Source organism: Clostridium felsineum DSM 794, assembly GCF_002006355.2.
Lineage (GTDB): Bacteria > Bacillota > Clostridia > Clostridiales > Clostridiaceae > Clostridium_S > Clostridium_S felsineum.
In genome coordinates, this window is sequence record NZ_CP096980.1 from 4410052 (window position 1) to 4423085 (window position 13034).

At 28.0% G+C, this 13034-nt stretch carries 12 protein-coding genes; 3 read left to right on the forward strand and 9 right to left on the reverse strand.

The features are described from left to right. Positions 1 to 46 precede the first annotated feature (46 nt). Entirely contained in the window at positions 47 to 898 is an 852-nt protein-coding gene (licT, locus tag CLFE_RS20460; protein ID WP_077893572.1) for a BglG family transcription antiterminator LicT, read from the reverse strand. 263 nt (positions 899 to 1161) lie between these two features. Here licT and CLFE_RS20465 point away from each other — a divergent pair, with 263 nt between their 5' ends. Next, positions 1162 to 1710 (forward strand): ECF transporter S component, encoded by a 549-nt coding sequence (locus CLFE_RS20465; protein ID WP_077893573.1) that lies wholly within the window; start codon positions 1162 to 1164, stop codon positions 1708 to 1710. 22 nt (positions 1711 to 1732) lie between these two features. On the opposite strand, the gene CLFE_RS20470 is transcribed toward CLFE_RS20465, so the two are convergent. Next, positions 1733 to 2560 (reverse strand): CPBP family intramembrane glutamic endopeptidase, encoded by an 828-nt coding sequence (locus tag CLFE_RS20470; protein ID WP_077893574.1) that lies wholly within the window; start codon positions 2558 to 2560, stop codon positions 1733 to 1735. 61 nt (positions 2561 to 2621) lie between these two features. Continuing rightward, the gene (locus tag CLFE_RS20475; protein WP_077893575.1) at positions 2622 to 3740 is read right to left on the reverse strand and encodes a hypothetical protein; all 1119 of its coding nucleotides are present in this window, start codon (positions 3738 to 3740) and stop codon (positions 2622 to 2624) included. A 78-nt stretch (positions 3741 to 3818) separates the two neighbouring features. Between CLFE_RS20475 and CLFE_RS20480 the strand changes: the two genes are divergently transcribed. Then, positions 3819 to 4484 (forward strand): HAD family hydrolase, encoded by a 666-nt coding sequence (locus CLFE_RS20480; protein WP_077893576.1) that lies wholly within the window; start codon positions 3819 to 3821, stop codon positions 4482 to 4484. 47 nt (positions 4485 to 4531) lie between these two features. Here the strand turns inward: CLFE_RS20480 and CLFE_RS20485 are convergent, their stop codons facing one another. Both CLFE_RS20485 and CLFE_RS20490 read right to left on the reverse strand, forming a co-directional pair. Further along, positions 4532 to 5896, reverse strand: a complete 1365-nt coding sequence (locus CLFE_RS20485) for an MFS transporter (protein WP_077833098.1) — start codon at positions 5894 to 5896, stop codon at positions 4532 to 4534. A gap of 87 nt (positions 5897 to 5983) precedes the next feature. Further along, complete coding sequence (locus tag CLFE_RS20490; RefSeq protein WP_077893577.1) at positions 5984 to 7537, reverse strand: alpha-L-rhamnosidase-related protein; 1554 nt, start codon at positions 7535 to 7537, stop codon at positions 5984 to 5986. A gap of 272 nt (positions 7538 to 7809) precedes the next feature. Here CLFE_RS20490 and CLFE_RS20495 point away from each other — a divergent pair, with 272 nt between their 5' ends. Then, on the forward strand, positions 7810 to 8850 hold the full coding sequence (locus CLFE_RS20495; protein WP_077893578.1) for an AraC family transcriptional regulator: 1041 nt from the start codon (positions 7810 to 7812) through the stop codon (positions 8848 to 8850). A 2-nt stretch (positions 8851 to 8852) separates the two neighbouring features. Here CLFE_RS20495 and CLFE_RS20500 read toward each other — a convergent pair whose 3' ends face one another. From CLFE_RS20500 to CLFE_RS20515, 4 genes are all read right to left on the reverse strand, one after another. Continuing rightward, positions 8853 to 9191 carry an arsenate reductase family protein gene (locus tag CLFE_RS20500; protein ID WP_077833101.1) on the reverse strand — a complete coding sequence of 113 codons (339 nt, stop codon included), beginning with the start codon at positions 9189 to 9191 and terminating at the stop codon, positions 8853 to 8855. A gap of 94 nt (positions 9192 to 9285) precedes the next feature. Beyond that, on the reverse strand, positions 9286 to 10416 hold the full coding sequence (locus CLFE_RS20505) for a tetratricopeptide repeat protein (protein WP_077833102.1): 1131 nt from the start codon (positions 10414 to 10416) through the stop codon (positions 9286 to 9288). A gap of 49 nt (positions 10417 to 10465) precedes the next feature. Further along, the gene (locus CLFE_RS20510; protein WP_077833103.1) at positions 10466 to 11776 is read right to left on the reverse strand and encodes a tetratricopeptide repeat protein; all 1311 of its coding nucleotides are present in this window, start codon (positions 11774 to 11776) and stop codon (positions 10466 to 10468) included. Between the two features lie 204 nt (positions 11777 to 11980). Continuing rightward, positions 11981 to 12961, reverse strand: coding sequence for a hypothetical protein (locus CLFE_RS20515; RefSeq protein ID WP_077852412.1), 981 nt, complete (start codon positions 12959 to 12961; stop codon positions 11981 to 11983). Positions 12962 to 13034: the final 73 nt, after the last annotated feature.

Genomic DNA, 13034 nt, shown 5'->3' on the forward strand with positions numbered 1-13034 from the left:
TATTGCCTTAACAGAAATAAATTCTAAAAAGTAACAATCCTCAATATTAAATTTCTCTATTCTTTAAACTTGATGTAACTCTTTGTACATGCAGCGTAAGATAAACTATTTCTCCGCTTTTTACTTCATAATCATAATTTTCCTCAATAAAATCTTTAATTTTGCTTACACATCTATATGCTTCTTTGTAGTTGTCCTTTACCATTTTAAGAAAACTTTTTTCTTCCTCTCGAGTCACCTTCCCTGAAACAACTCTTTGTGCAAAATATTTTAAATGAGTTAATAATCTGTCATAGGACATATCTTCCTCATTAAATTCTATGGAGAAATAATACTTTATTATGCTTAAAATACTATCAATAATTTCAGTTATGTTAATAGTATTATCCATTGACTCATTTAGTGAAGCATCTATTAAATGAAGAGCTATGAAGCCAGCTTCATCTTCATCCATTTTTATTCCTATTTCTCCCTTTATATATTCGATTGCCCATATACCTATATTGTATTCGTTTTTATAAATCCTTTTTATATCCCACAAAAGATTATTTTTTATCTTTATTCCCTTGCTGTATCTTTTAAACGCGAAGGACAAATGATCTGTGAGAGCTATATATATGTGTTCATCAAACTTTGTATCTAATTTTCTTTTTGCATAGCTTATGATATTTTCAGATACCTTAATATGCTCTATTGGTACTTCGCTAATAAGACTTTGAAATTTTAAATTGTCATTTTTGTTTTCTATTGAAAAAATCTTCTCTATTTTGTCCTCATTTATTATGTCGCCTGTTTTCTTTTGAAAAGCAATACCTCTTCCCATAACAACTTTTTCTATATTTGTAGCATCATCTATTGTGGTAACTGCACTATTATTTAGTATTTTTTTTATAACCATAAAAATCACTCCATTATTAAAAAGACACCAATAAATAAAAACCCAAATTAAAATAAACGATATCATCTTTTCATTTACTTTAATTTGGGTTTTGCCTGCTTACCAGTAACAATCCCTATATTCAAACTATGAACTTATGATAACATTTTCATAAACTTTTGTCAATAATATTTTTTTGGAAAAATCCTTTACTAATGTTATAATTATTATGAACATATTAGTAATATTTATTATTAACTAACATTTATTATAGGAGGCTTTGTATGAAACAAAATACTAAAAACTTATCAAGAGCAGCACTACTACTCGCAATCGCAATTGTATTTCAATTTATAGGAAAAAACTTCCCAGATAGTCAAGTATTTGTGGGACCCGCTGTAAACGCAATTTTAATATTATCTGCTTTCGTATCAGGAACTGGACTTGGAATAATGGTTGGTATATTCACTCCACTTTTAGCTTTTTTATTAGGTCAATTAAATCCTATGCTTGGACCTTTTATCCCTTTTGTAATGATTGGAAACGCACTTTATGTTTTATGTTTTGGATTACTTAAAAACAAAGGCATAATTTTAAGCTATACAGGAATTGTAATTGCTTCTGTTGTAAAATTTGCATTTTTAGACTTATCTGCTACAAAAATTGTACACGCTTTAAACATCTTACCAAAGGGGCAAAAAGGACAACTAGCAACCAAACTTTTAGCAAAATCCATGACAACTCCTCAGCTTATAACTGGATTAATTGGTGGAATTATAGCTGTAATTATAATAAGTATTCTAAAAAGAAATAAGGTTTTAAATAATAATTAAATTTATATTTAGAAAGGACGCTCTAATTTGCAGTGTCCCTTCTTTTTATCATAAAAATAATTAAAAAGCCTAATAAAACAGTAAAAGTAACCGCAAGCCCTCCTTCAGGACCAACTAATCCCCCATTGATAATATTATTTACTGGAACTTTTATATTATAAATCCCCTTAATCACTATACCACTATCAGCAAAGCCCCATACATTACTTTCAAAATAATCCCACATTATATGAAAACCTATAGGAAGCCATATATTAAACTTAAAAGTCATATAGGCAAAAAGCATTCCTATAAGAAAAACATTCATAAAAAATAGAACTCCCACATTAGGATTTAAGCCATGAAGTAGTGAAAATAGAATAGATGCTATAACCGCTGCTATAATTTTTTTGTTCTTTTCTGAAATACTTCTGAGGCAGTACCCTCTAAAAAATGTTTCCTCTGCAAAGCCCACTAAAATAAATAATATTAAGCCGTTAAAAGTTCCTGCTGTAAAATTAGGTTTTAATATACTTCCTACGAAAATTGCATTTTTGCTGAAAAGAAGTATAACTAGAACAATACTTATTGCAGCTGCTCCACAAACTAGTCCTACTATTAACGTTAAAACTGACCTTTTGCCTTTTGAAAACCCCAGCATTTCAAGTGGCTTTTTTTCAACATACTTCCATAGAATTATAGGAATAACTATAAACGCTATCTCTTGAGCATACTGTGCCAAATTATGATGTCCATACGTCACCAGTTCATATAGGATTAATACCACTATAATAAGAACAAAACAAATTACAACCTTAAAGCCACTTCTAAGTTTTGAGTATCTTTGAGCTAAAGTTAATTTTTTGTCCATAAATAATCCTCCTACTCATATTAGTAACCCCATTTTATACTTTCCTTCATATTATCACCACTTAACTATTTTTAAGATTAATCATATTTTTTTCCATCTCATATACTCCATAGCCAAACCACATTTCACCTTTACTTTTTATCAAATTATTTATATCCATTAAATAATCATAATTATTTTCTATATCAAGTATATGCTCTAGAAATATCTTAGTATAATTTTTTTTCTTTCCATCTCCATTATATAAAAATTTTCTAAAATAATCATATAATTCAACAGCTTCTTTTCTATTTTTATCAATTAAAGCTAGGTATAAAATGTATCTATAAATTAAATTCAAAACCTTTCTCGAGAACTTTGGCTTTCCAACTAAAAGATTTCTTTTTTTAACTGTATACTCTGTAAACTTTCTAATATTACTTGGTACTTCTTTTATTACTCCACCTAATCGAAGATAAATTATATACGATACATAATCTATTTTAGATAACATTTCATCATCACTATAATTTTTAGATTTTATATCCTTTCCAAAATCAATATATCTCTCAATTAAATAACTAAACCGATCTATTTCTTTAGTTCCATCATAAAATACAGCCAGTAAAATCATTTCTTGCACTAAATTTTCTTCAGATGCCTTTCTCATATTTAAAACACGTTTTACATTTCCGCTGAAAATAGCTACAAATGCCAAAAGCTCCGCTACAACAGTTGTGACAATTAAAAATCTCTTAAACTCTTCATTATTAGTAGCTACTGTAAAAATCAAAGCAAGTGCTGCTATTATAATTATTACATCTGAAAAGATTCCAGAACATAATACTATTTTTAAATTTCTATTTACCTTATAAAATTCTTTTTCAGATTTTACATCTGGCATATGTACTCCTTGCATATTTCCAAAAAAGCCAGGATACACTTTCATCTTAAATTTAATTTGGAGCTTGCCCTTATACTTAAAAAAAGCAAAAGGTCCAATACATATTACTTGAGACTGTATTTTAAACATTCTACCAACTAAAATATAGCTAATTTCTTGAATTACTATACACATTATAGCTGCTAATAAAATTTCTAAAATTAATTTTGCTTCACTCACAATATTCCATTTTGAAATATATAACCCCAAAAATAAAAAAGCTAAAATCGTTATTATACCATTTATCCTTCTCTTCACTCATTTAACCTCAACTTTCTCTTTTAGTTTTAATAATGCTATAATAAATTATACAACAAAACAGGAGGTTTTTTAAAATTGTACAACTATATATTATTTGATCTTGACGGAACCCTAACAGATTCAGCTGAGGGAATAACAAAATCAGTACAATATTCGCTAAACAAATTCAACATAAAAGTAGACGATATATCTTCCCTAAATAAATTTGTAGGCCCACCCCTTAAGGCATCTTTTATGGATTATTATGATTTTGATGAAGACAAAGCAAACACTGCAATTTCTTATTACAGAGAATACTTTAAAGCTAAAGGCATGTTTGAAAACAGAGTTTATGAAGGAATTGAAACTCTTCTTACAGCTTTAAAAGCTAAAGGCTTTCACCTGGTAGTTGCTACTTCAAAACCCACTGTATTTTCAGAACAAATACTTAAACATTTTAAGTTAAAAGAGTACTTTGATAAAATAGTTGGTAGTTCTCTCGATGGCAGTTTAAGTAAAAAAGAAGATGTAATAAATTATGCCCTTAAAAGTCTTAATATAGACTCTAGTGACGCAATAATGATTGGAGATAGAAAATATGATATAATCGGTGCTTTTAAAAACAATCTCCCTTCAATAGGGGTTACTTATGGTTTTGGTTCCTCTGAAGAACTAAAAGAGGCTGGCGCTGACTATATTGTTAATAGTGTGGACGAGCTCTATAAGAAAATATTAGAGATAAGTAATGTAGTTTTTTCTTAATTATTCATAAAAGTAAGAGAGGCACTAATACCTCTCTTACTTTTATATTATTTCTTTCTAGCCTTAAGTTCTGATAAAATTTTAGGATATTCTTTATCTAGTTTATATGGTAATAATAGAATTATTTCAATAGCAACAAATACAATAGGAATAGCTATAAACAAAAATTTTATTGAAGACAAAGCTGTTGCTGATTGTGTTGCTGCACCTCCCACATATCCACCAAAAGCCAATATCCATCCTATAATTGCTGAACCTAATCCTGAACCTGCTTTTCCTCCATAACTTTGTGCACTAAAAATTAATCCTTCTGTTCTTATTTTAAATTTCCATTCTCCATACTCAACAGTATCTGCAAGCATGGCAAAGTTCACTCCCATAATTGGAGAAAAACCTATCCCTTTTAGTATTGAACCAATAATAACAATTGTAACATTTGAGGGATTTATAATTGTAACTAAACATCCTAATACCATTATAAATAAACCTACTATGGCAACATTTCTTTTACCAAACCTTTTAACAAATGGTGGAAGTAAAAACATTGCTAAAAGCATTGGCAAATATAAACACATCGTAATTATTCCAGTAAGTGAACTGTCCTTTAAAATATACTGTGAATAATATACTCCCATTCCGACCATAACGCCCATCATTACTCCATTAGAAAGTCCAACTAGGGTTAGTATAACCCAATATTTATTCTTAAACAGAGATTTTACTCCAATACCTATAGGTACACTCTCAAATTTCTCCTTATTCTCTGAAAGTTCAACCCTCTCTTTTGTATTAAAAAAGCTTATCAAATACAATACTGTTGCTATAACTCCAAATATTGCATATGCAAGTGTCCATGCTTTAGATCCTCCTCCCAGCATTTTAACAAAAGGAAGTGTCAAGGTAGTTATTGCAAGATTTGAACCTATAGCAAATATCATTCTGATAATATTTAAAAGAGAACGTTCATATTGATCCTGAGTAATCAACGAACCTAAAACTCCGTAAGGAACATTTATTGATGTATATATTATATTTACAAGATTGTATGTAATAAAAATGTATATTAATTTAGCCTTATCTGTAAGCGAATCAGGAACAGAAAACATTAAAACAGCTGCAATTCCAAAAGGTATTGCCATTCTTAAAAGCCACGGACGAGCTTTTCCATATTTTGTTTTTGTTTTATCTACAATTATTCCCATCAATATATCAAGTATTCCATCTAATAAACGTGAAATTATCATTATAGAACCAATTGCTGCTGCACTTACCTTAGCCACATCTGTATAATAAAATACTAAAAATGCACCCATAGAACCATATATTATATTATTTGACAAATCACCAAAAGCATATGATATTTTTTCTTTAAAGCTAACCTTAATATTTGAATTTAAAGCTTTCATATTCATATTTTTCCCACCTTATTAAATCTATTTGTCTTAAGTAAATGTTTTCACTGGTATTTATAACTTCTCATTCCCATATCTCTTTTATCTTTAAATTAAATATTCTCGTATAAAGTATGTTGGGGTACAACTCCAAGCATGACAATAGCTGTTAATTAAATTACTTCCGTATGGAGAATATTTTTCGTCTTGAGGATCATATAATTCCCAAAAAGTATCAGCTCCAGCTTCTATCATTTTTCCCCAATATGCTTTCATTTGATCAATAGCAAACTCCTTATTACCACTTAATATAAGAGCTTCTATTAAGTGATGATAGGCATATGGTGTTACAAGTTTTATCGTAGGCTTTCTCTCAAATAATCTCTTCATCAATCTTTTACTATCCTCCTTGGAAATTACACCAGCAATAACCATCCATATCTGAGTAGCCCATGAGATTTGCCTCTTTTCACCTCCAATGAATAGTTTTTCTTTTTCATCCCAAAATTTATTTAAAGCTGCACTTGTAAGTTCTTTTATTTTTAATCTTAAAAAATTTCTTTGTTCATAGTTAAACTCTTCTGCTATCTGTAATGCCTTTTTAGCACAATATATAAGTATAGCTTGAGCTGATGCCTGTCTTTCTAATTCCTGATTCCAATCTACAAAAACATAAAAATCTCCATTTTCTTTTAAAATATTATCATCACCTAAATTTTCCATAACTATTTCAATTTGTCTATATGCTGTACTCCATAAATCTCTTACAATATTTTTATCTTTTGTCTCTTTATAATAATCATATAGTACATCTATAAAAAACAAAGAATAATCCCAAAAATACGAATCATCTGCCATTATTTTAGGTTCTATAAATAAACAAGCAGGAACTTGTCCCTTGTTGTCTTGAACTCCTGCAAATAGATATAAACATCTCTTTACAAGATCATAATTTTTAAAGGTTTTATAATTTGAAATAGCTTGAAGTCTCAAGTCACCTAACCATAATCTTCTATCTCTTTTAGGTCCATCTTCAAATACATCCTGCATACAATCTTCTAGAGTCTTAATACTAACATTATCCATTTTCTTTAAATCATTATTTACATTTTCCGGAAGCCCTTTTATGAGTGTTCTATCTCCCGAGGTTACAGTTGTACAATAAATTTCATCAAAAACCACCTTATATTTAGCCGATGTATCTAATACTTCTATCTTTAAATATCTAAAACTATATCTTCTTGGTAACGTAATTACTTCTGAAATAACATCTATTGTTATAATCTCTTCTTGGAGCCAAGAACTACTTATCCATCCTTTATAGCTAGAAAATGGCTCTTTCATCTCACAAGGCATTTCACCTAAAATAACCTTCATACGAAGTGGCGCATCTTGCGGACTTCCAACAGTCCTAATTTTCATACTTAAGTATCCAACCTCATGGTCTGAAAAATCTACAATAAAGCTGTCTCCCTTTCCACATACTTTTTTATCTAAATCTTTTATATCTCCAATTTTATTCACTTTCCATCCATGAATAAAATTTTTATCATTTACAACCTCTACTAAATTTTTACCATAAACTTTTGATTTCTTAAGCCTTGGTTTTAACTTTTCTGCAATATCTATAAATTTTTTGTTACGTACTATAGCGTCTTCCATATTTTCACCATCCAAACTTTTTTTATATCGTTTACATGTTAATAATAATTTATATACCGCCGAAAACCAATAACACAATTTGCTTAAAAAAGCTTACATTTTTTAATCTATATTTTTTTGTTTCAACTCTATATTTTTTAAAATATATAATCTGTTACTTGACTTTAATAGCTTTGTTATTCATAATATGTATTATAATTTTCACTATAAAGGCTTACATATTTTATTTATTTTTGCTTACATTTTTTAATCTTTTATTTAGGGGTGATATTTTGAACAATAAAGAATTAGATGTATTTTTAAAAAAATATACACAGGATGAACTTATATATAAAGAATACTACTATGCTAAGGATGATAAAAAAGCCTATAAAGAATTTATCAAAAATCTCGACAGGGAGCTTATAATAGCTAAAAATATTCTTATTCCTGAAGTAAACGATTTTTTCACTTATCTTCCAGAAGAAAATTTATTTTTCAATGAAAAAACAACCTATAATATTTTTGTTACAAAACATTATAGGTATACTCCTACTTTTAACCATAAGCATGCTTTTTTTGAAATGCTCTATGTTTATTCTGGTTCCTGTAAGCAGAATATTGGCGGAACTGATATTATACTAAATACTGGTGATATATGTATAGTCTCTCCTGAAATCGAACACTCTGTAAGTGTATTTGACGACAGCATAATAATTGATGTACTGATTAAAAAAAGTACTTTTAATGATACTTTTTTAGAAGTGCTCAGTGATGAAAATATATTATCTTCATTTTTTATGAAAATACTATATACCAAACAATACAATAATTATATTATTTTTAAAAACAACAATTCAAATGTAACAGATACCATGTTAAATATACTTATTGAAAGTATTGAAAATAAAAAATACTGCAATAAGGTTCTTGATAATTTACTTATGATATTATTTGCATATCTTCTTAGAGATGAAAAAAATACAGTTGAGTTACCAAATGAATTGCACAAAAGTACAAAACACATGTCATCAATCTTAACCTACATGCAAAGTAATTATAAGACTGTTACTTTAGAAGAATTATCAAATAATTTTCATTTTACAGTTCCTTACCTAAGTAAACTAATAAAAACCAACACAGGTCATAATTTTAAACAAATAATACAAACAATAAAATTAAATAAGGCAATAGAACTTTTAACATACTCCACCTTAAAAATTCATGACATAAGTGATATTCTTGGGTATGAAAATAGCACTCATTTTATACGAACCTTTAAAAAAGTCTATAATCTTTCTCCTACTGAATATAAAAAAAGTATTCGTAAATAGTTCTATTCCCATTCTTTCCATACTTCAGGTTTATATCCACAAGTAGCAGCCTTCCCATTTCTTACTACAGGTGTTACTAATACCTCTTGATTATTTAATAAAATTTCTTCTTTTACCGAAGCTGTTCTAATTTTATCTAAATTTAAAGCTTTATATTTCTTTGCTTTAATATTTATTAAGTTTTCTAAGCCTACTGCTGCTTTTACACTATTTAATTCACCTTTGCTAAGTCCCTTTTCTTTTAAATCTATAAACTGATATTTTATCTTTCTTTCCTTAAAATATCTTTCTGCCTTTTTTGTATCGAAACACTTTTTAGTGCCAAAAATTTGAATATTCATATTTAATTCTCCTTCCGAGAAATTTTAAAGACAAGATTTAACTTACTTCATAAATCTTGTCTTTGATTGATAAACATTTTTATATTCTTTTGCTTTAATAACTTATAAGCTCTTTAATTTTTTTAATTATACCCTCGAACTCACTACTTTCTTTTGCTATATTCATAAGTCCTTTATAGTACTCTATAGCCTTCTCTCCTATAAACTTCGCTTCATCATAATCTCCTAGCTTCTTATAAAGTAAAACTAATCTAAGTGGAGCTTTAGCAAAAGATGAATACAACTTAGATTTATCATTTTCCATTAAATATGTATAGGTCTCTATAGCTCTATCATAAGCTTTAATATTTAATAGAACCTCAGCTTTAAATATATGAGCTTTAAAAAAATTACTATCAATTTTAATAGCTTCATCATACCATTTAATAGCCTCGTCATACTGATTTAATTTTCTATATAAATTACCCTTTATTGTATAAATATCAGGATCTCTATTTTCTATTTTAATAGCCCTGTTAATCCACTCTAAGGCATCATTATATCTCTTACTACTTATCAAAATAAGAGCTTTATTTACATATCCTATTACTTTCTCTGGGTTAACATCAAGTAATTTTTCTATATAGATAAGTGCTTTGTCATAAAACCCTATTTTATTATAAATACTAGAAATTCTAAGATAAGGCTCTCCATCATCGCTTTTAAGTCTTGAAATCTCTATATATGTGTTTATAGCATCCTTATATTTCCCCATCTTCTCCTGTACTCTCGCCTTTGTATAATAGGCATCAATATACTCATTGTCTAGTTTAATGAGTGAGTCACAACCTTCTATTGCTTTTAAAAATTCTTCTGCCTTTTCAAGAGAAATGCATTTATTATATAAAGCTGTCTTGTTATTTTCATTATTTTTCACAGTACAATCAAATTGATATGCTGCTTCTTTGAAATTGCCTTGAAGAAACAAAACATTTCCCTTTTCAATCATTACAAATTCATCATCAGGAGTAATTTCTAGTGCTTTATTATAATAATCTAGCGCTTTACTATATTCTTTCAACAAAGTATAATTTGCTGCTATATTTATGAGTACTCCAAAATCATCTTTTTTTAATTCTAAAGATTTTTTGAAATATTTTATTGCTAAATCATGCTTATTTACAAGATTTAAATTCAGTGCCATCTTTTTATATTTTTCTGCATTGTCTAAATTTCCCTTTCCCATTATAAACACCTCAACAAATATACCATTTTATTAGTATTTTGCATTATACCTAATTTATATTTTCTCTATAATCTTCATAGCTTTTATCCAATCCAACACATTTTTTCATATCTGTATCTGCTTCTATATCCATACCTTGAGCTTCATAATACTTAGAACGATAGTAGTACGCTTCAGCATATTTAGAATCTAAAGCTAAGGCATAATCATAACATTCCTTAGCCTCGTCAGACCTATTTAAATTTGTAAGTAATATTCCTTTAATTACGTAAAACTCTGGTACAAAACCACTTAAGTCTATAATTTCATTGTAATATTTTAAGGCATACTTACATATTTCATAAGCATCTTGTTTTTTCCCCATAGCCTTATATGATAAATACATTTTATATGGGGCTTTACCATAAGCAGAATACATTTTTGTTTTGTCCCTATTTATAAGACTTCTACAGTAGTATATTGCTTCGTTATATTTTTTTATTTTCATCAAAATATCTATTCTTAGAATATAGGCTTCATAATAATCAGGATCTACACTTAAGGTTTCTTCTAAAAACTCAAGTGATTTTTCATATTTTTTTATTTTACTATAAATAAGAGCCTTTTCATAATATATTTTGGGATTATCGTTGTCCAATTTCAAAGCTTTATTAATAAACTCTAAGGACTCTTCACTTTTTCCTAAATAATTTACCAAAACACCCTTAATATAATACCCTGAAGATTCTTCTGGATATATTTCTATTAATCTTTCAACGTCCCTCAATGCTTCTTCATAATTTTTTATATCAATATTAAGTTTTATCCTATCTAGAAGTGCTTTATTATTATTTTTAGGCAGATTTTCTAACTCTCTATATGTCTCCAAAGCATCCTCATATTTTCCTAATTTTTTCTCAAGTCTAGCCTTTGAAACATATGACTCTTCATACTCAGGATCAATATCAATAGATAACTTATAACATTTCATAGCTTGATCAAATTCATTAAAAATTTCATAAATTAGCCCTTTATTATGATATGGTACAACAAACTTGTAATTATAATAAATAGCTTTGCTGTAGTATTTAAGTGCATCTGGATATTTTTCAAGTTTAAAAAGCATATTTCCTTTTTCATTTAAAATAATTTCATTTTCTGGTTGAAGATCTAACGCCTTTGTATAAAACCTCAATGCCTCTTCCCATTTGTTAGTTTTATCAAATAAATCTCCAAGATTAGCATAAGCCTCAAAATTATTTTCGTCAATCTCCAATGCCTTTTTATAATATTCTATAGCTTCATCGTATTTTCCTGTTAATTTAAGATTATTTGCAAGCTCCGTATATTTATCCTCTTTATTCATCCCAATTTCTTTCATGTATAAACACCTCAATTAACTTTTATTTTTATCTAAAAAACTACGGGCTTTTTAAATAAAACTTAGTTTAAACACGCGCCTTATGTATCCATCTTCTCAATTTTCTTTATACCCATACATACATATAATCTTATTAATATCTCCGATACTTCCGTCTACAATTGCAAATAATCAGGAAAATTTAAATATTATAAATTCATCCTACTATTTAGATGAATCATTAGAAAAAAAACTTTTTATATTGCTTTTGATATCATAATCACCTACGTTATTCATAATATCCGCAATACTATTTTCAACTCCACCCCGTGTGAGTTTAATGTAATTTCTTGAAAAATTAATAGCCTCTTTTATACCACTACTATCTCCATTTTTTATAGCACCATTTGAATATACATAGTTATCTTTAATATTCAAAACATCATCAACAAAATCAGTATTCCCTAAGATCTTATTAACCTGATACTGAGCACCTGATTTAGCTAAATCATTTACCTTCCTTAATCTCATTCCTATATTAGATAGATTTAATTCATGCTGATCTAAATTCGTTTCCTCAGCATGCACACCATTTTTATTAAAATTATATATTTTATATTTAAGAACTTCTCTTTCATCTCTAGAATTTATTATATTGTCTGTTTTTTTTGCTTCTAGCAAACCATATGCAGCTAAAGCTTCACTACCAAGAAGTGTAAGCATAGCTTGGGTTTTAGGTTCTTCAAAAAAATTTTCAAGCTTTTTAGTAAAGGCTTCTGGGATGTCGCGTTTAAACATATCTTTTTTTATATTTAATTCGTTTTTATCGATCTCTTGAAAATCACTTTTTATATCCATTTTTACTGCCAAGCTCTCCTTCTGCCAAAAAACTCCAGACTTCTTAGATTCCGCTCTTGAATTTTCTATATCTTTTGCTAAACTTGTATCAAGTTCATTAAATGTGATTACAGCTCCCTTAATTATGCTCTCTATATTTGTGATTTCTTCTAGGATTTTTTTGCCATCATCATAATTTTTAAGCATTTCACTTACAATATCTCTGAATGCTTCGCTCATATCACTATTATAAAGCTGATTAATACACTTATTTATTTCAACTTGAACATCATTTATCTGATTTGTAAACTTTTTTATATTCGATACATATCCTTGCAAATTATCAGATTGCAAAAATATCTCATCCATACACTTCCCCCCCTTTGTCTAATATTTAGATTAATATTTCAAAATACATATATAAGACTTAAATTATCAATAC